Raw genomic sequence first — 21,894 nt, forward strand, 5'->3', positions numbered from 1 at the left:
TGACGACTCAAAAGCGGGCGGTTGACGGTCCATCCGTCATTGCGCATGGGCGGACCGCTGCGCAGGTGGGCGGTCGGCCAATGCCGTCAATCTAACCCGCCAGCGGCAAACTCTTCTCCACCATCCGCACCCAGAAACTTGATCCAATCGGCAACAGGTTGTCGTTGAAGTCATAGCTGCCGTTATGCAGCACGCATGGACCGAGGCCGTGGCCGCCATCGCGGTGGTCGCCTTCGCCGTTGCCGATGAACATATAGCAGCCGGGCTTGGCCTGCAGGAAGTACGCGAAGTCTTCCGCGCCCATGGTTGGCTCCACCTGGTCGTCCACCCGGTCGGTGCCCAGTACTTCCTTCATCACCTCCACCGCGAAACGGGTTTCGGCCGGGTGGTTGACCAGCGGCGGGTAGTTGCGGCGGAAGCGGAATTCCGCCTCGGCGCCGAAAGCCGCCGCCGTGTGGCGGGCGATTTCTTCCATGCGCTGTTCGATCAGGTCGAGCACCGGCCAGGTGAAGGTGCGCACCGTGCCGACCATCTTGGCGTCGTCGGGAATCACGTTGGTGGCGCTGCCGGCATGGATTTGCGTGATCGACAGCACGGCCGTGTCGAGCGGGCTTTTCTGGCGGCTGATGATGGTCTGCCAGCTTTGCGCGATCTGTACCGCCACCATCACCGGGTCGATGCCCTTGTGCGGTTGCGCCGCGTGTGCGCCCTTGCCCTTGATGGTCAGATAGAACTCGTTACTGGACGCCATCATCGGGCCCTCGGCCACGCTCATGTGGCCGGCCGGAATGCCGGGCCAGTTGTGCATGCCGTAGATCGCATCCATCGGGCATTGCTCGAACAGGCCGTCCTCGATCATGCGCTTGGCGCCAGCGCCGCCTTCTTCGGCTGGCTGGAAAACGAGATATACCGTGCCATCGAAGTTGCGGTGCTCGGCCAGGTGTTTGGCGGCGCCCAGCAGCATGGCGGTGTGGCCATCGTGGCCGCAGGCGTGCATTTTCCCCGGGTGGCGCGAGGCGTGGTCAAAAGTGTTGATTTCTTGCATGGGCAGCGCGTCCATGTCGGCGCGCAGGCCGATCGAGCGCTCGGACGTGCCATTCTTGATGATGCCGACCACGCCGGTCACGCCCAGGCCACGGATGACGGGAATGCCCCACTGCGTGAGCTTGTCGGCAACCACGTCGGACGTGCGCTGCTCTTCGTAGCAGAGTTCTGGATGGGCATGCAGATCGCGGCGGATCTGCTGTATTTCGGATTGAAACGCAATGATGGGATCAACTAGTTTCATCTGCTTCTCCATATGGGATTTCGCTTGCCTTGTGAGTAGCGAGAAGGACCATTGTAGCCCGTGTGCGTCAACTTTATCCAGAGCGGACTCAAGCCGGCATGAGCAAGACCCTAATCGTTTACCATATTGTTTTTACGCCTCCCGCTATTTTGGATCCAGACATGACAAGCACACAAGTTCGCGCGGCCTGCCCGCTCGACTGCCCCGACACCTGCGCCCTGCTGGTGACCGTGGAAGACGGCGTGGCCACCGCCGTCAAGGGCGACCCCGACCACCCGACCACGGCCGGCGTGCTATGCACCAAGGTGTCGCGCTATACCGAGCGTACCTACCACGACGAGCGCCTGCTGCATCCGCTGCGCCGCGTGGGCGCCAAGGGCGAGGGCAAGTTCGAGCGTATCAGCTGGGACGAGGCGCTGCGCACCATTGCCGACCGACTGGCGCCGATCGCCGCGCGCGATCCGGAAGCGATCCTGCCGTACAGCTACTGCGGCACCATGGGCCTGGTCCAGGGCGAGTCGATGTCCTCGCGCTTTTTCAACCAGCTGGGCGCCTCGCTGCTGGACCGCACCGTGTGCGCCACGGCTGGCGCCACCGGCTACCGGTACACCATCGGCGCCTCTATGGGTACCGACATGGAGCAGTTTCAAAATGCCAAGCTGATCATCATCTGGGGCGGCAACCCGATTGCGTCCAACCTGCATTTCTGGACCCGCGCCCAGGAAGCCAAGCGCCATGGCGCCAAGCTGATCGCCATCGACCCGTACCGCTCGCTCACGGCCGAGAAATGCCACCAGCATATCGCCCTGCTGCCCGGCACCGACGCCGCGCTGGCGCTGGGCCTGATGCACGTGCTGATCGCCGAAGACCTGCTCGACCACGACTACATCGCCGACTACACGCTGGGCTTTGACCAGCTCAAGGCACGCGCGGCGGAATGGACACCCGAGCGCACCGCTGCCACTTGCGGCATCACCGCCGCCGAAGTGGTGGACCTGGCGCGCCTGTACGGCCAGACCGCCAAGGCCGGCTTGCCGGTGGCGATCCGCACCAACTACGGTGTACAGCGCGTGCGTGGCGGCGGCATGGCAGTGCGCAATATCGCCTGCCTGCCGGCACTGGTCGGCGCCTGGCGCCACGCGGCCGGTGGCGTGCAACTGTCGTCGAGCGGCTCGTTCCCGACCAACAAGCCGGCGCTGCAACGGCCGGACTTGCTGAAAAAAATGCCGCGCACCATCAACATGACCACTATCGGCGACGATTTATTGCGCCCAAGTTCGCCCGCGTTCGGCCCGCAGGTGGAGGCCGTCATCGTGTACAACTCCAACCCGGTGGCGATCGCGCCCGACTCGTCGAAAGTGGCGGCCGGCTTCGCCCGCGAAGACTTGTTTACGGTCGTGATCGAGCAGTTCCAGACCGATACGGCCGACTACGCCGACATCGTGCTGCCCGCTACCACCCAGCTCGAACACATCGACGCCCACACGTCGTACGGCCACCTGTACATGATGGCCAACAACGCCGCCATTGCGCCGCTGGGCGAGTCCAAGCCCAACACGGAAATCTTCCGGCTGCTGGCGCGCGCGATGGGCTTTACCGATCCGTGCTTTGCCGAGACCGACGACCAGCTGGCCGCGCAAGCGTTCAAGACCAGCGATGCCCGCGCCATGCACTTCGACTGGGAATCGCTGAAACAAAAGGGCTGGCAAAAGCTCAACATGCCCGAGGCGCCGTTTGCCCACGGTGGCTTTCCCACGCCATCGGGCAAGTGCGAGTTTTACTCGGCGCAGATGGCGGCGGATGGCCTCGACCCGTTGCCGACTTACCTCGAACCGTATGAATCTGTTGCAAGCAACCCTCAACTTGCACAGCGCTACCCACTGGCGATGATTTCTCCGCCGGCGCGCAATTTCCTCAATTCGACGTTCGTCAACGTCAAGAGCTTACGTGCTGCCGAAGGCGAGCCGCACCTCGACATCCACCCGCTTGACGCCGCTGAGCGCGGCGTCGCCCATGGGGAAATGGTGAGGATTTTCAATGATCGCGGCACCTTCGTGGCCAAGGCGCGCGTGACCGATAAAGCCAGGCAGGGCCTGGTGGTCGGATTGTCAGTGTGGTGGAAAAAGCTTGCCAGCGACGGCAAGAATGCCAACGAAGTCACCAGCCAACGCCTCACCGACATGGGCCGCGCACCGACGTTTTACGATACACTCGTACAGGTTGAAAGAGTTAGTGCTTGAAGGTAATGTATGCGCCAATTTGCCCGCCGCGTTCTTCGTACCAAGTATTGGCTGGTAGCGGCGTGCACGCTGGCGCTGCTGGCCGGTTGCGCGCAGGTCAAGTACTACATGCAGGCGGCGCAAGGACAATATTCGCTGTGGTCGGACGCCCGTCCGATCGATGACTGGCTCGGCGACCCCGCCACCGATCCGCAACTGAAAGCCCGGCTCGAAAAAGCGCTGCTGATCCGCCGCTTTGCGGTGCAGGAGCTGGGTCTGCCCGATAACGCTTCCTATAAAAACTACGCCGCGCTGTCGCGCCCGTTTGTGCTGTGGAACGTGGTGGCCACACCCGAGCTGTCGCTGCGGCCGATCCAGTGGTGCTTCCCGATTGCCGGCTGCGTCAGTTATCGTGGCTACTACAGCAAGGACGACGCCATGACCTACGCCGATGAACTGCGCGGCGAAGGCAACGACGTGCAAGTGGGCGGCGTGCCGGCGTACTCCACGCTCGGCTGGTTCAGCGATCCGCTGCTGTCCACCTTCATCAATTACTCGGATGCCGAACTGGCGCGCATGGTGTTCCACGAACTGGCGCACCAGGTGGTGTACGTACCTGGCGATACCCAGTTCAACGAAAGCTTTGCCACGGCGGTGGAAGAGGCCGGCGTGCAGCGCTGGCTGGAGCTGTACGGCAACGACGACATGCGCCTGGCCTACACGCGCTACAACGGCCGCCGCGCCGAATTTCTGGAGCTGCTGGTGCGCCACCGGCAAATGCTGGCCGATAACTACGCCAGCAAAACCAGCGTGCGCCACCGCCGCGCCGAGAAGGCGCGCATCTTTGCCCACCTTCAATCGGATTACCTGAAGCTCAAGGAAGGCTGGGGCGGCTATGCCGGTTACGACCGCTGGTTTGCCGAGCCGCTGACCAATGCGCACCTGAGCGCGGTCGGTACCTATCACGATTACCTGCCGGCATTCAGAAGCCTGCTCAAGCAAGAAAGAACGTTCGTGCGATTTTATGGTGCGGTGCAAAAAATGGCTGCGCTTGATTTTGCTCAACGCCAGCAGCGCCTGGATCAACTCGCGCGCACTGCAACAGCGGACAGCGTCCCCGCAGAGGACGGACAAAAAGCCGCGCCGGGCATGTTGTGATACGGCTCCCCTGCTGCTATGCAGCATGATTTGCTCGTCTTAACGCGTTAGAAGGCGCGTTCTAATTATGTTTAAATGCGCTTGCGTCCGCGTCAACTGACCGATAGCATCGCGTTATCAGCAGGCTCGGACAGTGCGCACAGACGACACGCCACCCCTGACCCGGCACCATGCGCCGGCCCACAACGATAACGAGACAAGAGGCACAGGCATGGAAAAAATCTGGTTGAAGTCCTATCCTCCCGGCATGCCGGCAGAGATAGATACTGCACAGTACGGTTCCCTGGTGCAGATGCTGGAAGAGTCCTTCCGCAAGTACGCGGACCGCCATGCCTATGTCTGCATGGACAAGTATCTGACCTATGCCGAGCTCGATAATTATTCGAAGCGCCTGGGCGCCTGGCTGCAAAGCCGGGGCATGAAGCAGGGCGCGCGCGTGGGCATCATGATGCCCAACGTGCTGCAATACCCGATCGCGATTGCCGCCATCCTGCGCGCCGGCTATACCGTGGTCAACATCAACCCGCTGTACACGCCGCGCGAGCTCGAGCACCAGCTCAACGACGCCGGCTGCAGCGCCATCGTGATCCTGGAAAATTTCGCCCACACGCTCGAGCAGGTGCTGCCGCGCACCCAGGTCAAGCATGTGGTGGTGGCCACCATGGGCGAAATGCTGGGCTTTGCCAAGGGGCTGCTGGTCAACTTCGTGGTGCGTAACGTCAAGCACCTGGTGCCGGCGTACTCGCTGCCCAACGCGGTGCGCTTCAAGGCTGCGCTGTCGCACGGCGCCGGCATGAAACTCACGCCGGTCGATATCAAGCCTGCCGATCCCGCCTTCCTGCAATACACGGGCGGCACCACCGGCGTGGCCAAGGGCGCCGTGCTCACGCACCAGAACATTATCGCCAACATGCTGCAGATGGAGACATGGGCGGCGCCGGCCGTGGGCATGGTCGATGCCCAGCCGGTGATGGTGGCGGCGCTGCCGCTGTACCACATCTTCGCACTGACCGTGTGCGCCATGTGGGGCATGCGCAGCGGCATGCTCAACCTCTTGATCCCGAACCCGCGCGATATCGGCGGTTTCATCAAGGAGCTGGGCAAGTACCGCTTCAATATGCTGCCGGCGGTGAATACCTTGTTTAACGGCTTGCTCAACCATCCCGACTTCGGCCACCTCGATTTCTCCAGCCTCAAGCTCAGCTTTGGTGGCGGCATGGCGGTGCAGCAGGTGGTGGCCGAGCGCTGGTTCAAGGCCACCGGCTCGCCGATCATCGAGGGTTACGGCCTGTCCGAAACCGCGCCGGTCGCTACCTGCAACCGCGGCGATGCTGTGGCGTTCAGCGGCACCATCGGCCTGCCAATTCCATCGACCGACATTGCCATCCTTGACGATGATGGCCACGAGGTGCCGCTGGGCCAACGTGGCGAAATCGCCATCCGTGGCCCGCAAGTGATGGCCGGCTACTGGAACCGTCCGGACGAGACCGCCAAGGTGATGACCGCCGACGGCTACTTCAAATCGGGCGACATCGGCATCATGAACGAAGGCGGCTACGTGAAAATCGTCGACCGCAAGAAAGACATGATCCTGGTGTCCGGCTTCAATGTGTATCCGAACGAACTAGAAGAAGTGGTTGCCGCCCACCCGGGCGTGCTCGAGTGCGCCTGCGTGGGCGTGCCGGACGAGCATTCGGGGGAAGCCGTCAAAATGTTCGTGGTGCGCAAGGACCCGAACCTCACCGCCGAGACCCTGATGGCGTACTGCAAGCAAAACCTGACCGGCTACAAGAAGCCGAAATATATCGAATTCCGGGACGAATTGCCTAAAACCAATGTGGGCAAGATCTTGCGGCGTATGCTGCGGGACGAAGATACCCAACAACAGAAAAAAACGAACGAGAAGGCTGCATAACGATGGAAAAAATCTGGCTCAAGTCCTACCCCGAGGGCGTCCCGGCGGAAATCGACAGCACGCAATTCCGCTCGATCACGCACTTGCTGGAAGAAGCATTCCGCAAGTACGCCGACCGCAATGCCTATGTGTGCATGGACAAGTTCCTCACCTACCGCGAGCTGGACCAGCTGTCGCAGCAGATGGGCGCCTGGCTGCAAAGCCTGGGCCTGTCGCCGGGCGCGCGGGTGGCGATCATGATGCCGAACGTGTTGCAGTACCCGGTGGCGATGGCGGCGATCCTGCGCGCCGGCTACACGGTGGTCAACGTCAATCCGCTGTACACGCCGCGCGAGTTGCAGCACCAGCTGATCGACTCCGGTTCCGAAGCCATCATCGTGCTGGAAAACTTTGCCACCACCTTGCAGCAGGTGGTCGCCAATACCAAGGTCAAGCACGTGGTGGTGGCCACCATGGGCGACATGCTGGGTTTAGTAAAAGGCACGATCGTCAACCTGGTGGTGCGCAAGGTGAAAAAGCTGGTGCCGGCGTTCTCGCTGCCCGGCTCGATCTCGTACAAGAAAATGATGGCGGCTGCCGCCGGCATGACCTTAAAGCCGGTCAAGCAGGGCCACGACGACATCGCCTTCCTGCAATACACGGGCGGTACCACGGGCGTGTCCAAAGGCGCGGTGCTGCTGCACCGTAACATCATCGCCAACGTGCTGCAAAACGAGGCGTGGCTGCAATTCAAGCACAGCAACGAGCAACTGGTGTTCGTGGCGGCACTGCCGCTGTACCACATCTATTCGCTGACGGTGAGTGCCTTCATGGGTATGCGCATGGGCGGACTGACGTTGCTCATTCCTAATCCGCGCGATATCCCTGGCTTCGTGAAGGAACTGGCCAAGTACCGCGTGGCAGTGCTGCCAGCGGTGAACACCCTGTACAACGCGCTGCTCAATAACCCGGAGTTTTCCAAGCTCGATTTCTCCAGCTATTCGGTGTGCAACGGCGGCGGCATGGCGGTGCAGAAGGCCGTGGCCGACAAGTGGCTCAAGGTAACCGGCACGCCGATCATCGAAGGCTACGGCTTGTCCGAGACGTCACCGGTGGCCACCGCCAACCGCGTCGATATCAAGGAATTCACCGGCACCATCGGCCTGCCGATTCCATCAACCGAAGTGTTGATCATCGACGACGACGGCCGCGCAGTACCGCTGGGCCAGACCGGCGAGATCGCCATCCGTGGCCCGCAGGTAATGGCCGGCTACTGGAACCGCGCCGATGAAACCGCCAAGACCATGACCGCCGACGGCTTCTTCAAGACCGGCGACATCGGCATCATGGACGAGCGCGGCTACACCCGTATCGTTGATCGCAAGAAGGACATGATCATCGTCTCGGGCTTCAATGTGTACCCGAACGAAGTGGAGGGCGTGGTGGCCGGCCACCCGGGCGTGCTGGAAGTGGCGTGCATCGGTGTGCCGGACAAGAATTCGGGCGAAGCCGTCAAACTGTTCGTGGTGCGCAAGGATCCGAACCTGACGGCCGGGCAGTTGCTGGACTTCTGCAAGCACGAACTGACGGCGTATAAAAAGCCGAAGTTCATCGAGTTCCGCGATGAGCTGCCGAAGACGAATGTGGGCAAGATCTTGCGGCGCCAGCTGCGCGACGAGAAAACCCCGGCATAAGCCACCCGGATCCCCGCCCAGGCGGGGATTTTACCGTCAAGCCTTTACCACCCCGGCGCGGCCATTGCGCACTACAAAACTGGCCGCCGTCGCGATTGCGCTCCCCGCATCCTGCACGTCGGCCAGCGCCTGGAAGTGCGCCGTGGTGGTTTCCGGCGTGACGTCCAGCAGCATGAAGCCGCGCTGGTCGCTCTTGCCATACTTGATTCCCGGATTGATCGCCACGTATTCCTCGGTGCGCTTTTGCGGCCGTGATGGGGACGTGATCGACGTGCCGCAAAATTCGCTGGCCAGCACCTGGTTGTTCCTGGTCGCGGCGCGGGTGGGATAGCGGCTGATCTCGGCCGCAAAAAAACTGTGCACGTCGCCCGACAGCACCACCGGGTTGCTGGCGCCGCTGGTCGCGAGCGACTCGAGCAGGCGCTGGCGCGCCAGCGGGTAACCGTCCCAGCCATCGGTCCAGATTCGCACGTCGGCATCCTGTCTGAACGGCAGCTGGCTGTTCTGCGCCATCAGCGTCTGCTGGGCCAGGATGTTCCAGCGCGCTGGCGACGACGTCAGGCCATCATCGAGCCAGCGCTGCTGGACGTCGCCCAGCATGGTGCGCCTGGGATCGTTCAACGCCGCGCAGTCGCGCCGGATCACCGAGGTGGAACCGCCGCGCCCCTTGGGCGGGCACGCATGCCAGGCGCGGTACTGGCGGTCGTCGAGCACATGGAAGCGCGCCAGCCGCCCCCAGTCGTAGCGCTGGTAGATGCGCATGTTGGCAAAGTCGCCCGGTCTCGGTACCGACAGGCGCAGCGGCATATGCTCGTAGAACGCCTGGTACGCAGCCGCCCGGCGCAGCACGAATTCGGGGTTGAGCCGCTCGTCGCGGTCGGCCGCGTAGTCGTTGGCCACTTCGTGGTCGTCCCAGGTGACGATCCATGGCGCCACCTGGTGCGCGGCCTGCAGGTGGGCGTCGCTCTTGTACTGGGCGTAGCGGTTGCGGTAGTCGGCCAGCGTGAACGATTCCGAGACGCGCACCGCGCGCTTGGGGTGCTGGAGCTGGTACGGTCCCCACTCGTAGATGTAATCGCCGAGGAAGGCCACCAGGTCGGGCGCGGCGGCGGCGATATGGCGGTGGGCGGCGTAGGTGCCGAACTCCCAATGCTGGCACGAGGCCACGGCCAGTTTCAGGCGCTCGGGCATGCTGGCCGCTGCCGGCGCGGTGCGGGTGCGGCCCACGGGGCTCACTGCATCGCCGAGGATGAAGCGGTAGAAATACCAGCGGCCCGGCGCCAGGTTTTTAACGTCCACGTGCACGCTGTGCGCGAGGGCCGGCGTGGCGGTGGCGCTGCCCTTCGCCACGATGCGCCCGAAATGCTCGTCGTCGGCCACCTCCCAGCGCACCGGCAGGGCCACGGCCGGCATCGCGGCGGCGTTCAGGGGATCGTAGAGGATGCGGGTCCAGATGACCACCGCGTCGGGCAGCGGCGAGCCGGACGCCACGCCCAGGCTGAATGGATAGGCGCCCTGGCCGGCGCTGGCGGGCATGGCCAGGCGCGCGCCTGCGCCGCTTTCGCTGGCATTGCCACTGCGCGTGTCGTGGCACGCCGCCAGCGTGGCCAGCGCGGCCAGGTGGCTGGCGGTGGCTAAAAAGATACGGCGCTGGTTATCCATGGTGTTGAGACTCCACGACAATGCCAGGGCGAGTGATTGAACTGCTACCCAGGCGGACCATCCAGCGGCCACTATGGCGGTACCCGAGGCACGTCATCCGGCTGCTACCCATGGCGGCGCGCCAGGCGGGTATCCGGCCGCCCCCAATCATGCGGGCTGCGCGTGGATCAGTGTTTCAATGGGCGGCACCTTGCGCGGCTTGCGGTCGGAGTCGGTCGCCACGTAGGTCAGCACGGCCTCGGTGACCTTGACGGTGTCCGCCTGCAGGCGGTTGCGCTCCGCGTACACCTCGACGTTGACGGTGATGGACGTATTGCCAACCTTGACGATATCGGCATAGAACGACAGCAGGTCGCCGACGAACACGGGGTTCTTGAACACGAAGGAGTTGACCGCGATGGTCGCCACGCGGCCATTGGCGCGGCGCGTGGCCGGCAGCGAACCGGCGATATCGACCTGCGCCATGATCCAGCCGCCGAACACGTCGCCGTAGACATTGGCGTCGGACGGCGAGGGCATCATGCGCAGTTCCGGCATTTTCCCAGCGGGCAGGCCCCGGTTGATGGTGGTGATGGCAAGCGGGGTTTTTTCTGGGGTGGTCATCGTGAAATCTCGGCAAAGGCTACAATGACCAAGATTGAACCATAAAAAGCCCCCCGCTGCCCACCCCGCCCAATCTTGCCCCTATGCGCCGTTATCCGAATTCGCCAGCCGACGCCAGCGTCCAGCCAGCTCCCCGTTCCCGCACCGACCTCGCCACCCTGAAAACCCTGCTGCCCTACCTGTGGGTGTACAAGTGGCGCGTGCTGCTGGCACTGGGCTGCCTGGTGGGCGCCAAGCTTGCCAACGTGGGCGTGCCGATCGTGATGAAGCGCCTGATCGACTCGCTCACCATCACGCCGCAGCATCCGCAGGCACTCTTGGTACTGCCGGTGGCGGCGCTGGTGGTGTATGGCTTGCTGCGCTTGTCCACCACGGTATTTACCGAGTTGCGCGAGTTCCTGTTCGCGCGGGTGACCCAGCGCGCCGTGCGTACCATTGCGCTGCAAGTGTTCCGTCACCTGCACGCGCTGTCGCTGCGCTTCCACCTGAATCGCCAGACCGGCGGCATGACGCGCGATATCGAACGCGGCACGCGCGCGGTCGGTTCGCTCATTTCCTACACGCTGTTCAACATCCTGCCCACGCTGGTCGAGATCACGCTGGTGCTGGGCTACCTGGTGCTGCACTACGATATCTGGTTCAGTGTGATTACGTTTGTTGCGCTGGTGTCGTACATCGTGTTTACCGTGACGGTGACCAACTGGCGCACGCACTTCCGCCGCACCATGAACGAACTCGATTCCAAGGCCAATACCAAGGCCATTGATTCGCTGATCAACTACGAGACCGTCAAGTACTTCGGCAACGAAGACTACGAAGCGAAACGCTACGACGACGGCTTGCAGCATTACGAGTCGGCGGCGGTCAAGTCGCAAACCTCGCTGTCGGTCCTGAACACCGGGCAGTCCCTGATCATCGCGGTGGCGGTCACGCTGATCCTCTGGCGCGCCACCGAGGGCGTAATCGCCGGCACCATGACCCTGGGCGACCTGGTGCTGGTGAACTCGTTCATGATCCAGCTGTACATCCCGCTCAACTTCCTCGGCGTGATCTACCGCGAGATCAAGCAAAGCCTGGCCGACATGGAAAAGCTGTTTTCGCTGCTGGACCAGAATCGCGAAATCGCCGATGCCAAGGACGCGCAGCCACTGGCGACCACCGGTGCGGAAGTACGCTTCAACCACGTCGATTTCAGCTACGAGGCCAAGCGCCAGATCCTGTTCGATGTCGATTTCACGATCGCCCCCGGTACCACCACGGCCGTGGTGGGCCATAGCGGCTCGGGCAAATCGACCTTGTCGCGCCTGCTGTTCCGCTTCTACGAAGTCAATACGGGCAGCATCTCGATCGACGGCCAGGATCTGCGGTCGCTCACGCAGGATTCGGTGCGCCACGCGATCGGCATCGTGCCGCAGGATACGGTGCTGTTCAACGACACCATCGAGTACAACATCGCCTACGGCAAGCCGGGCGCCACGCGCGAAGACATCGTGGCGGCCGCACGCGCAGCGTCGATCCATGATTTTGTCGAAAGCCTGCCGGACGGCTATGCCACCATGGTCGGTGAGCGCGGACTGAAACTGTCGGGCGGGGAAAAGCAGCGCGTGGCGATTGCCCGCACCCTGCTCAAGAACCCGGCCATCCTGATCTTCGACGAAGCCACGTCGGCGCTCGATTCGAAAGCCGAGCAGGCGATCCAGGCGCAGTTGAAAGAGATCGCCAAGAGCCGCACCACGCTGGTCATCGCGCACCGCCTGTCCACGGTGGCCGATGCGCAGCAGATCCTGGTGCTCGATCATGGCCGCATCGTCGAGCGCGGCACCCACCAGGCGCTGCTGGCTGCCGATGGCCTGTACGCGCAGATGTGGCAGCGCCAGCAGGCCAGGCAGGACGAAGACGTCGCAGCACAATAAAAAAAAGCCCGTTCAGTCGCCTGAACGGGCTTTTCTACTTCAGGGCGCCATCAATCAGGCAGCATCCTTGATCATCTCTTCGTCGCCGGGATGGGCCAATTCTCCCTCCCACTTGGCGACCACCGCAGCGGCCACACCGTTACCGACCACGTTGGTGGCCGACCGCGCCATGTCGAGGAAGTGGTCGATACCGAGCAGCAGCAGCAGGCCCGCTTCCGGGATATTGAACTGGCTCAGGGTGGCGGCGATCACTACCAGCGATGCGCGCGGCACACCGGCGATCCCCTTCGAGGTTACCATCAGCACGGCCATCATGGTGATCTGCTCGGCCAGGGTCATCTCGATGCCGTAGGCCTGGGCGATGAACACGGTGGCGAAGGTGCAGTACATCATCGAGCCGTCGAGGTTGAACGAGTAGCCGATCGGCAGCACGAACGAGGCGATGCGGTTGCGCACGCCGAAACGCTCGAGGCCTTCCAGCGTCTTCGGATACGCCGCTTCGCTCGACGCGGTGGAGAAGGCCAGCAGCGCTGGGCCGCGCAGCTCGCCCATCAGGGCAAATACACGTTTTTTCAGGAACAGGAAGCCGGCAAACATCAGCAAGCCCCACAGGATCATGATGCCCAGGTAGAACTCGGCCATGAACACGCCGTACGTGGACAGCACGCCGAGGCCGCTCTTGGCGATGGTGCCGGCAACGGCGGCAAACACCGCGACCGGCGCGAACGCCATCACGTAGCCGGTGACCTTGAGCATGATGTGGGCCAGGCCGTCGAGCGCGTCGATCAGGATGCGGGCTTTTTCGCCGATGGCAGCCGCGGCGATACCGAAGAACAGCGAGAACACGACGATCTGCAGGATCTCGTTCTTGGCCATGCCATCGACGATGGACGCCGGCACCAGGTGGGTGACGAAGTCTTTCAGCGACAGCGACGACGCCACGATGCCGGTGTTGGAAGCGGCAGTGGACATATGGCCGAGCAGCGCGTCACCAGGGCGGAAGATGTTGACCAGCACCAGGCCCAGGCTCAGCGACATGACCGAGGCCAGGAAGAACCAGCCCATGGTTTTCAGGCCGATACGGCCCACTTCGCTTGCATCACCCATGCGGGCGATGCCGACCACAAGGGTGGCGAATACCAGCGGGGCGATGATCATCTTGATCAGGCGCAGGAACACGGTGGTCAACAAGGACATCGAATCAACGAAACCGGTGGGCGTAGCCACGTTGGCGTTGACGAAATAGCCGGTAATAATGCCTAGCACCAGGGCAAGCAGGATGTAGGTGGTCAATCGGCTTTTTTTCTGCATGTTCTAGCTTCCCTGTGATAGTGTCTCTTTGGACGTTGCTTGCCGCAGAGAGGTTCTGCGCCAGCGCAATCTGGTTCAAAATAAAGTCATTTCCTCGGTGTGCGGAGGTATGATCCCGTCAAGTTCAACCTTGTGAGTTGATGAAACATTGAGCAATGTATTGAGCAAGTGACGCAGTATCCTTGGGGCCAAGGTCACTGTCAAGCTTGCGTGGACACCGTTCCACATCGATTCTTTCCGCGCTCCCGGGGCGACAAAAATATGATAGCGATCAGCAATCTCAGCAAATGGTATGGCCAGTTCCAGGTCCTCACCGATTGCACCACCAACGTCGCCAAGGGCGATGTCATGGTGATCTGCGGCCCGTCCGGCTCGGGTAAATCAACCTTGATCAAGACCGTCAACGGCCTCGAGCCATTTCAAGAAGGCAACATCACGGTCGATGGCATTGCGGTGGGCGACCCGCGCACCGATCTGCCCAAACTGCGCGCGCGGATCGGCATGGTGTTCCAGAATTTCGAATTGTTCCCGCACCTGTCGGTGCGGCAGAACCTGAACCTGGGCCAGGTCAAGGTACTGGGCCGCAGCGAGGAAGAGGCTACCGCGCGCGGCTTGCTGTACCTGGACCGGGTAGGGCTGTTGTCGCAGCAGGACAAGTTTCCCAACCAGCTGTCGGGCGGCCAGCAGCAACGCGTGGCAATTGCCCGCGCCTTGTCGATGGATCCGATCGCCATGCTGTTCGATGAGCCCACCTCGGCGCTCGATCCCGAGATGATCAACGAGGTGCTCGACGTGATGGTGGGACTGGCGCAGGAAGGCATGACCATGATGGTCGTCACCCACGAGATGGGCTTTGCGCGCAAGGTGGCCAACCGCGTGGTGTTCATGGACCAGGGCAAGATCCTCGAGGATTGCGGCAAAGACGAGTTTTTTGGCGCGCCGCGTTCCGAGCGCGCCCGCGAATTTTTAGCGCGTATTATTCACTAGAAGGGCGGCAGCGCCGCCGGCATTGTTTTCACCCCAGGGAGGAATCATGTCTTATCTTCGCATCGTCGCCATTGTCACCACCTTGGCCGCCTTGGCGGTCTCTGCCACTGCCAGCGCCCAAGACCTGGGCGGCACGCTGGCCAAGATCAAGCGCACCAACACCATCACGCTGGGCGTGCGCGACGGCTCGATTCCGTTTTCCTTCCTCGACGACCGCCAGCGCTACCAGGGTTATTCGATCGACCTGTGCATGAAGATCGTGGCGGCCGTGCAGAAACACCTGAATATGAGCGGCCTGAAAGTCGTCACCAACCCGGTCACCGCCGCCAATCGCATTCCGCTCATGGCCAACGGCACCATCGACCTCGAGTGCGGCTCCACCACCAACAACGCCGAGCGGCAAAAGCAGGTGGCGTTCGCGCCCACCATGTTCGTGATCGCCAACCGGCTGCTGACCAAAAAATCGTCCAATATCAATTCGCTGGCCGACATGAAGGGGAAAACGCTGGTGGCCACGGCCGGCACCACCACCCACAAGCAGATGACCATGCTCAACGCCGAACGCAAGCTCGGCATGAAGATCCTGGTCGGCAAGGATCATCCCGAATCGTTCCTGATGCTCGAAACCGGCCGTGCCGTGGCCGAGGCCAACGACGACATCCTGCTGGCCGGCCAGTTGGCCACCGCGCGCAACCCGGACCAGTACGTGATCGGCGCCGAGGCGCTGTCGGTCGAACCGTACGGCATCATGCTCAGAAGGGGCGATCCCAAGTTCAAGGCCGTGGTCGATGGCGCGCTGACCGACCTGTACCGCTCCGACGAATTCCCGGAAATTTACGCCAGGTGGTTCACCAGCGCGATCCCGCCGCGCGGCATCAACCTCAATTTCCCGATGTCGGCGCAACTGAAAGCGGCCATCGCCAAGCCGACCGACTCGCCCGATCCGGCCGCTTACGCGGTGAAGTAACCGCCACCCCCGGCGCCGCCATGGACTACCACTGGCACTGGGCCATCTTTGGCGAACTCTCGCCGGACGGCGTGCGCCCGTACTGGCAAACCCTGGCGGACGGCCTGGGCTGGACCCTGGCCACGGCGCTGGCCGGCTGGGTGATGGCGCTAGCGCTCGGCTTTGCCATCGGCGCGCTGCGCACGCTGCCGTCGCCGTGGTGGCGCCGGCTCGGCACCGCGTACGTGGAGCTGTTTCGCAACATCCCGCTGCTGGTGCAGATGTTTTTATGGTACTTCGTCGTGCCCGAGGTGTTGCCGGTTGCGCTAGGTGAGCGCGTGAAGGCCATGCCCAATGCGCCGTTCGTCACCGCGGTCGTGTGCCTGGGCTTTTTCACGTCGGCGCGGGTGGCGGTGCAGGTCACGGCCGGTATCGAGGCGCTGGCCGGCGGCCAGCGCCTGGCCGCGCTGGCGCTAGGCCTCGACCTGCGGCAAACCTACCGCCACGTGCTGCTGCCGCTGGCGCTGCGCATCATCATGCCGCCGCTGACCAGCGAATTCCTCAACATCATCAAGAACAGCTCGGTGGCGCTCACCATCGGCCTCGTCGAGCTGACCGCCAGCGCGCGCGCCTTGCAGGAGTTTTCGTTCCAGGTGTTCGAAGCGTTTGCCGCCGCCACCGTGATCTACGTACTGCTCAATCTGCTGGTGACGGCTGCCATGCACCGGCTCGAGCACCGGCTGGCGCTACCTGGCACGCTGGGAGGCCGCTGATGTTTGCCGATTTCGACATCGATGTGATCGCCCGGTCGTGGCTGTACCTGTTCCAGGTGGGCATGGCGTTCACCTTGCAGTTGACGGTGCTGGCCATGCTGGGTGGCGTCGTGCTGGGCACATTGCTGGCGCTGGCGCGCCTGTCGGGGTTTGCGCCGCTGGCGCTGGCGGCCGGCGCGTACGTCAACCTGGTGCGCGCGGTGCCGCTGGTGCTGGTGATTTTCTGGTTTTATTTCCTGGTGCCGTACGTGGCGGCCTGGCTGATCGGAGCGCAGGAGCCGGTCAAGGTGGGCACGTTCTGGTCGGCATTGATCACGTTCACGCTGTTCCAGGCAGCGTATTACTGCGAGATCATGCGCGGCGGCATCCGGGCGATCCCGCGCGGCCAGGTGCTGGCAGCGCAAGCGCTGGGCCTGCGCTACTGGCAGGTGATGGGCCGCGTGGTGCTGCCGCAAGCGCTGCGCAACATGCTGCCGGTGCTGCTCACGCAAACCATCGTGCTGTTCCAGGATGTATCGCTGGTATATGTCCTGTCGGTGCCCGACTTCGTGGGCGCCGCCAGCAAGATCGCCCAGCGCGACGGCCGGCTGGTGGAAATGTACACATTCGTCGCAGCCGTCTACTTCATCCTATGCTGCACCCTGTCATGGCTTTCGCGCCACCTGCTTCGGGGTCAGTGCTTCGGGGTCAGTGCCGACATTCGGACACGGGCTCAAGCATATAGTGATGAGTTCGTGTCCAAATGTCGGCACTGACCCTGAAGTGCTAGTATCCGCGGTTTGTTGACATTGACGGAAACATCCATGCCTACCTTGACCAAACTTGCCAGCGCCATGCTGGCCCTCGGGATGCTCGCCAGCACCCATGCCGCCGACAAGATCGCCGCCGACCTGGTGCTTACGCAAGCGACCCTGATCGACGTTGCCGGCGGCCAGACCGTGCGTGGCAAATCGGTAGTGCTCAAGGGGGATCGCATTATCGCCGTCGTCGATGACCGCGACCTGCCCAACTATGCCGCACGCCGCACCATGCGCTTGCCGGGCAAGTACCTGATGCCGGGCCTGTGGGATACCCACGTGCACTTCGGCGGCGGGCCGGCGCTGATCGACGAGAACAAGAACCTGCTGCCCGTGTACCTGGCTTACGGCATCACCACCGTGCGCGATTGCTCTGGCGACCTGCCCGATACCGTGCTGTCGTGGCGCGACCAGATCAACCATGGCAAGCTCGAAGGCCCCACCATTTTCACGTCGGGCGCCAAGCTCGAAGGCTACAAGCCGCTATGGAAGGGCACCATCGAAGTGGGCACGCCGGAAGAAGTAGGCAAGGCGCTCGACCGCCTGCAGGCGCAGAAAGTCGATTTCGTGAAGATCACCGAGAACACGCTCAAGCCCGAGCTGTACATCGAAGCGCTGCGCCAGGCCAAAGAGCGCGGCATGCGCACCTCGGGTCACATCCCGGTGCAAAAGACGCTGGCGCAAATGTTCGATGCCGGCCTGGGCACGGTGGAGCACCAGTCGTACCTGCTGCGCGCGGCCACCCCGCGCGAAGCCGAGCTGACCGCGCAAGTAGCCGCCGGCGCCTTGACCGGCAAGGAGGCGATGAAACTGAGCCTGGCCAGCTACGACGAGCCGACCGCGCGCGCATCGTTCCGCTACATGGCGTCGAAGGGGACGGCGGTGGTGCCGACATTGTCAGTATCGCGCGTGGTGGCCTACCTCGACATGGAAGACCACAGCCATGACGAGGCGCTGCAATACATCGGTCCCGGCCTGCGCGCTACCTACGACTGGCGCGTGCAGCGCGCGGCGCAGGACAATCCCGAGCAGATCGCGCTGCGCAAGGCCACGTTCGAAAAGTCGGCCGCGCTGCTGCCGATCCTGGCGCAGGAAGGCGTGAGCATCATCGCCGGCACCGATGCCGGCTTCTTGAACTCCTACGACTATCCAGGCCAGGCGCTGCACGACGAGATCGGCCTGTACGTCAAATACGGGCTGACGCCGGTGCAGGCACTGCAATCGGCAGTCATCGCCGGCCCGCGCTTCCTGGGCAAGCTGGACCGTTACGGCAGCCTGGAAGCAGGCAAGACCGCCGACCTGCTGGTGCTGGACGCCAACCCGCTGCAGGACATCAACGCCACGCGCCAGATCCGCACCGTGGTCAGCCGCGGCAAAGTCTATGAACGCACCACGCTGGACCGGTTGCTGGCTCAGGCAAAAGCCAACGCCAAGGTCGGCGCCGCGCATTAATTCAGAGGCAGTTCCGACATTTGAACACGGCCCAGCGCTATTTTGCCGAGATCGTGTCCGAATGTCGGCACTGACCCCGAAGGCTGGGGTTGTCGGGGTAAAATATCGCCATTCCGCCGTTTTAGCCATCTGGTAGCCCGAAAACCGCCTGAAAGCCCGCCATGTCCGACTTCGAAACCCTCCCCGACAGCATCACCATCACCCGTCCCGACGACTGGCACCTGCACCTGCGCGATGGCGCCACGCTGGCCAGCGTGCTGCCGCACAGCGCGCGCCAGTTCGGCCGCGCCATCGTGATGCCGAACCTGAAGCCGCCGGTGACCACCGCTGCCGCTGCCGTCGCCTACCGCGACCGCATCCTGGCCGCGCTGCCGGCGGGGATGGCATTCGATCCGCTGATGACGCTGTATCTGACCAACAACACGCCACCCGATGAAATCGTGCGTGCCCAGGAGAGCGGCGTGGTCCACGCAGTCAAGCTGTACCCGGCCGGCGCCACCACCAATTCCGACGCCGGCGTGACCGATATCGCCAACTGCTACAAGACGCTGGAAAAAATGCAGGAAGTGGGCATGCCGTTCCTGGTGCACGGCGAAGTGACCGATCACGACATCGACCTGTTCGACCGCGAAGCCGTCTTCATCGAGCGCGTGATGCGCCCGCTGCGCCGCGATTTCCCGGCCTTGAAAATCGTCTTCGAACACATCACCACCAAGGACGCGGCGCAGTACGTGGCCGAGGCGGAGGGCCCGATTGCGGCCACCATCACCGCCCACCACCTGCTCTACAACCGCAACGAGATTTTCAAGGGCGGCATCCGTCCCCATTATTACTGCCTGCCGGTGCTCAAGCGCGAAGAGCACCGCCTGGCGCTGGTCACGGCCGCCACCAGCGGCGACGAACGCTTCTTCCTCGGCACCGATTCGGCGCCGCACGCGCAAGGCGCCAAGGAAGCCGCTTGCGGCTGCGCCGGCTGCTACACCGCGCTGCACGCTATGGAGCTCTACACCGAAGCCTTCGCCCGCGCCGGCGCCCTCGACAAGCTGGAAGCCTTCTCCAGCTTCAACGGCCCGGACTTCTACGACCTGCCGCGCAACACCGGCACCATCACCCTGAAGCGCGAGCAGTGGACGCTGCCCGACCTGCTGCCGATGGCCGACGCGCAAGTGGTGCCGCTCAACGCCGGTGAAACCATCAACTGGAAAATGGTGTAAAGAGTGCTGTCGGTGATCGACTGGTCGCGGCCCTGGTACGACGCGATTCGTGACGCAGTGGGCCGGCTGGACAGCGTTCACCACTTCCGCGACAGCTTTACCGCGCAGGCAGCGGCACTGGGCCTGCGCAACCATGCCGGCCTGCCGCTGTCGTTCGTGCCGCAGGAGGCGCTGCCCGATGGCACCGCGTACGAGGAATTCATCGGCGCCACCGGCGGCGTGCCCACGCGCGATAACCTGCACGATTTTTTCAACGGCCTGGTGTGGCTGAGCTTCCCGCGCATCAAGGTACAGTTGAACGCCTTGCAGGCGGCGCAGATCGCCCGCGACGGCGTCGGTAAATCGCGCGGCCCCGCGCGCGATGGCGCCACCATTTTTGATGAAAACGCGGCACTGCTGGTGGTGCGCGATAGCGCTGCCGGCCATGCGTTGACGGCCGCGCTGCGCGAGCACCGCTGGCGCGAAGCGTTCCTCGAGCGGCGCGCCAGCTTCGGTCACGACGCCCAGGTCTGGCTGTTCGGCCACGCGCTGATGGAAAAGCTGGTTGCCCCGCGCAAGGCAATCACCGCCCACACGCGCGTGGTGGTGGCCGGCGACGAATTTTTTACGCTGGACCACGCCGCTCGACGTGCCTGGATCGATGCCAACGTGGCCCGGCAACTGGCGGCGGAAACCATCACCACCGCAGGCTTCACACCGATGCAGGCGCTGGGCGTGCCGGGCTGGTGGCCCGACCAGGACGAGGCGTTCTACGCCGACCAGGCGGTGTTCCGGCCCAAGCGCCAGGCCTGACGCTTTGTCGCACCGGCCACCGCCGTCAGCGCCAGGCGCAACTGTCAGTGCTCGCCAGCGACGAGCGTCCAGCGTGACCCCGCATGCGCGCTCCGCAGTACAATGTCATTCCGATATCGACCACCATCGCCGCCAACGCGGCAGAAAGAGCACGCCATGACGCAGGACATCCGCTGGGGCATACTGGGCACCGGAAAAATCGCCAAGGCCTTCGCCACCGCTTTGCAGGACACGCCCGGCGCATATCTCGCCGCCGTTGCTTCGCGCAGTGTAGATAGCGCTACCAAATTCGGCGCCGAGTATGGCGCACAGCGCTGCCACGGCAGCTACCAGGCCCTGGCCGACGATTCCGACGTCGACGTGGTGTACATCGCCACGCCGCACCCGATGCACCACGAGAACGCGCTGATGTGCCTGAACGCGGGCAAGGGCGTGCTGGTGGAAAAATCGTTCACCATGAACCGCCCTCAGGCCGAGGACATCATCAACCTGGCCCGCGCCAAAAACCTGTTCGTGATGGAAGCGATGTGGACCCGTTTCATGCCGGCCGTGATCGAGGCCAAGCGCATCGTCGACAGCGGCGAGATTGGCACCCCGGCCAATATCACTGCCGATTTCGGCTTCACGTCCGACGCCGGTCCCGAGCACCGGCTGTTCAACCCCGAGCTGGGTGGCGGCGCGCTGCTCGACCTGGGCATTTATCCGCTGTCGATCGCCTCGTTCTTCCTCGGTGGCGTCACCAGCGTCAAGGCGCAGGCACAGATGACCGATACCGGCGTGGACATGCAGACGGCGTTCACCCTGATGCATGACGGCGGCGGCCTGTCGTCGTGCGTGTGCAGCCTGCGTTCGCGCACGCCGACCGAGCTGACGATTTCCGGCACCAAGGGTTTCGTACGCCTGTCGGACCGCTTCCACAATACCGAGGCGTTCAACGTGACCCTGGTCGATGGCGCCAGCCGCACCGAGCGCACCGTCAACGTGCCGCGTAGCGGCAACGGCTACACCCACGAGGCGCAGGAAGTAGGCCGCTGCCTGCGCGCCGGCCTGATCGAAAGCCCGGTGATGCCGCACGCTGAAACCCTCAACCTCATGGGTACGCTCGACGCCATCCGTGAACAGATCGGCCTGCGCTACCCCGCCGACCGATAACCTCCCAAGCGCGGGCGGCGCATAGCCGTTACAATCGCC

17 protein-coding genes are annotated in these 21,894 nt (G+C 63.4%); 13 read left to right on the forward strand and 4 right to left on the reverse strand.

Annotation, left to right across the window (positions count from 1 at the left end; genetic code table 11):
- Positions 1-91 precede the first annotated feature (91 nt).
- The gene (locus SR858_RS00110; protein WP_019923561.1) at positions 92-1,288 is read right to left on the reverse strand and encodes a M20 aminoacylase family protein; all 1,197 of its coding nucleotides are present in this window, start codon (positions 1,286-1,288) and stop codon (positions 92-94) included.
- Positions 1,289-1,449: 161 nt separating this feature from the next.
- Between SR858_RS00110 and SR858_RS00115 the strand changes: the two genes are divergently transcribed.
- The 4 genes from SR858_RS00115 (at position 1,450) to SR858_RS00130 (ending at position 8,253) form a co-directional block, all read left to right on the forward strand.
- On the forward strand, positions 1,450-3,528 hold the full coding sequence (locus SR858_RS00115; RefSeq protein WP_019923562.1) for a molybdopterin-containing oxidoreductase family protein: 2,079 nt from the start codon (positions 1,450-1,452) through the stop codon (positions 3,526-3,528).
- 9 nt (positions 3,529-3,537) lie between these two features.
- Positions 3,538-4,665, forward strand: a complete 1,128-nt coding sequence (locus SR858_RS00120) for an aminopeptidase (protein WP_019923563.1) — start codon at positions 3,538-3,540, stop codon at positions 4,663-4,665.
- Between the two features lie 211 nt (positions 4,666-4,876).
- Complete coding sequence (locus SR858_RS00125; RefSeq protein WP_019923564.1) at positions 4,877-6,580, forward strand: long-chain-fatty-acid--CoA ligase; 1,704 nt, start codon at positions 4,877-4,879, stop codon at positions 6,578-6,580.
- Between the two features lie 2 nt (positions 6,581-6,582).
- Positions 6,583-8,253, forward strand: a complete 1,671-nt coding sequence (locus SR858_RS00130; protein WP_019923565.1) for a long-chain-fatty-acid--CoA ligase — start codon at positions 6,583-6,585, stop codon at positions 8,251-8,253.
- A 36-nt stretch (positions 8,254-8,289) separates the two neighbouring features.
- Here SR858_RS00130 and SR858_RS00135 read toward each other — a convergent pair whose 3' ends face one another.
- Both SR858_RS00135 and SR858_RS00140 read right to left on the reverse strand, forming a co-directional pair.
- Complete coding sequence (locus SR858_RS00135; RefSeq protein WP_019923566.1) at positions 8,290-9,915, reverse strand: alkaline phosphatase D family protein; 1,626 nt, start codon at positions 9,913-9,915, stop codon at positions 8,290-8,292.
- A 147-nt stretch (positions 9,916-10,062) separates the two neighbouring features.
- Positions 10,063-10,518 (reverse strand): acyl-CoA thioesterase, encoded by a 456-nt coding sequence (locus SR858_RS00140; RefSeq protein ID WP_019923567.1) that lies wholly within the window; start codon positions 10,516-10,518, stop codon positions 10,063-10,065.
- An 83-nt stretch (positions 10,519-10,601) separates the two neighbouring features.
- Between SR858_RS00140 and SR858_RS00145 the strand changes: the two genes are divergently transcribed.
- Positions 10,602-12,431, forward strand: coding sequence for an ABCB family ABC transporter ATP-binding protein/permease (locus tag SR858_RS00145; protein WP_019923568.1), 1,830 nt, complete (start codon positions 10,602-10,604; stop codon positions 12,429-12,431).
- A 54-nt stretch (positions 12,432-12,485) separates the two neighbouring features.
- Here the strand turns inward: SR858_RS00145 and SR858_RS00150 are convergent, their stop codons facing one another.
- Positions 12,486-13,742: a dicarboxylate/amino acid:cation symporter gene (locus SR858_RS00150; protein WP_040378054.1), complete on the reverse strand. Its 1,257-nt coding sequence runs from the start codon at positions 13,740-13,742 to the stop codon at positions 12,486-12,488.
- A 261-nt stretch (positions 13,743-14,003) separates the two neighbouring features.
- Between SR858_RS00150 and SR858_RS00155 the strand changes: the two genes are divergently transcribed.
- From SR858_RS00155 to SR858_RS00190, 8 genes are all read left to right on the forward strand, one after another.
- A complete protein-coding gene (locus tag SR858_RS00155; protein WP_019923570.1) occupies positions 14,004-14,729 on the forward strand; it encodes an amino acid ABC transporter ATP-binding protein in 726 nt (241 codons plus the stop codon).
- Positions 14,730-14,775: 46 nt separating this feature from the next.
- Positions 14,776-15,696, forward strand: a complete 921-nt coding sequence (locus SR858_RS00160; RefSeq protein ID WP_019923571.1) for an amino acid ABC transporter substrate-binding protein — start codon at positions 14,776-14,778, stop codon at positions 15,694-15,696.
- Positions 15,697-15,716: 20 nt separating this feature from the next.
- Positions 15,717-16,448 carry an amino acid ABC transporter permease gene (locus SR858_RS00165; protein WP_019923572.1) on the forward strand — a complete coding sequence of 244 codons (732 nt, stop codon included), beginning with the start codon at positions 15,717-15,719 and terminating at the stop codon, positions 16,446-16,448.
- On the forward strand, positions 16,448-17,203 hold the full coding sequence (locus tag SR858_RS00170; protein WP_019923573.1) for an amino acid ABC transporter permease: 756 nt from the start codon (positions 16,448-16,450) through the stop codon (positions 17,201-17,203). The genes SR858_RS00165 and SR858_RS00170 overlap by 1 nt, the downstream gene beginning before the upstream one ends.
- A gap of 48 nt (positions 17,204-17,251) precedes the next feature.
- Positions 17,252-18,697, forward strand: a complete 1,446-nt coding sequence (locus SR858_RS00175) for an amidohydrolase family protein (RefSeq protein ID WP_019923574.1) — start codon at positions 17,252-17,254, stop codon at positions 18,695-18,697.
- 161 nt (positions 18,698-18,858) lie between these two features.
- The gene (gene pyrC, locus SR858_RS00180; RefSeq protein WP_019923575.1) at positions 18,859-19,911 is read left to right on the forward strand and encodes a dihydroorotase; all 1,053 of its coding nucleotides are present in this window, start codon (positions 18,859-18,861) and stop codon (positions 19,909-19,911) included.
- 3 nt (positions 19,912-19,914) lie between these two features.
- Entirely contained in the window at positions 19,915-20,703 is a 789-nt protein-coding gene (locus SR858_RS00185; RefSeq protein ID WP_019923576.1) for a DUF3025 domain-containing protein, read from the forward strand.
- A 156-nt stretch (positions 20,704-20,859) separates the two neighbouring features.
- On the forward strand, positions 20,860-21,855 hold the full coding sequence (locus SR858_RS00190; protein WP_019923577.1) for a Gfo/Idh/MocA family protein: 996 nt from the start codon (positions 20,860-20,862) through the stop codon (positions 21,853-21,855).
- Positions 21,856-21,894 lie beyond the last annotated feature (39 nt).

It is taken from the genome of Duganella zoogloeoides, assembly GCF_034479515.1.
Taxonomy (GTDB): Bacteria; Pseudomonadota; Gammaproteobacteria; order Burkholderiales; family Burkholderiaceae_D; genus Rugamonas; species Rugamonas zoogloeoides.

Coding starts and splice junctions, on each gene's coding strand:
- SR858_RS00110 (WP_019923561.1), bottom strand. CDS start 1,288: ATGAAACTAGTTGATCCCATCATTGCGTTTCAATCCGAAATACAGCAG.
- SR858_RS00115 (WP_019923562.1), top strand. CDS start 1,450: ATGACAAGCACACAAGTTCGCGCGGCCTGCCCGCTCGACTGCCCCGAC.
- SR858_RS00120 (WP_019923563.1), top strand. CDS start 3,538: ATGCGCCAATTTGCCCGCCGCGTTCTTCGTACCAAGTATTGGCTGGTA.
- SR858_RS00125 (WP_019923564.1), top strand. CDS start 4,877: ATGGAAAAAATCTGGTTGAAGTCCTATCCTCCCGGCATGCCGGCAGAG.
- SR858_RS00130 (WP_019923565.1), top strand. CDS start 6,583: ATGGAAAAAATCTGGCTCAAGTCCTACCCCGAGGGCGTCCCGGCGGAA.
- SR858_RS00135 (WP_019923566.1), bottom strand. CDS start 9,915: ATGGATAACCAGCGCCGTATCTTTTTAGCCACCGCCAGCCACCTGGCC.
- SR858_RS00140 (WP_019923567.1), bottom strand. CDS start 10,518: ATGACCACCCCAGAAAAAACCCCGCTTGCCATCACCACCATCAACCGG.
- SR858_RS00145 (WP_019923568.1), top strand. CDS start 10,602: ATGCGCCGTTATCCGAATTCGCCAGCCGACGCCAGCGTCCAGCCAGCT.
- SR858_RS00150 (WP_040378054.1), bottom strand. CDS start 13,742: ATGCAGAAAAAAAGCCGATTGACCACCTACATCCTGCTTGCCCTGGTG.
- SR858_RS00155 (WP_019923570.1), top strand. CDS start 14,004: ATGATAGCGATCAGCAATCTCAGCAAATGGTATGGCCAGTTCCAGGTC.
- SR858_RS00160 (WP_019923571.1), top strand. CDS start 14,776: ATGTCTTATCTTCGCATCGTCGCCATTGTCACCACCTTGGCCGCCTTG.
- SR858_RS00165 (WP_019923572.1), top strand. CDS start 15,717: ATGGACTACCACTGGCACTGGGCCATCTTTGGCGAACTCTCGCCGGAC.
- SR858_RS00170 (WP_019923573.1), top strand. CDS start 16,448: ATGTTTGCCGATTTCGACATCGATGTGATCGCCCGGTCGTGGCTGTAC.
- SR858_RS00175 (WP_019923574.1), top strand. CDS start 17,252: ATGCCTACCTTGACCAAACTTGCCAGCGCCATGCTGGCCCTCGGGATG.
- pyrC (WP_019923575.1), top strand. CDS start 18,859: ATGTCCGACTTCGAAACCCTCCCCGACAGCATCACCATCACCCGTCCC.
- SR858_RS00190 (WP_019923577.1), top strand. CDS start 20,860: ATGACGCAGGACATCCGCTGGGGCATACTGGGCACCGGAAAAATCGCC.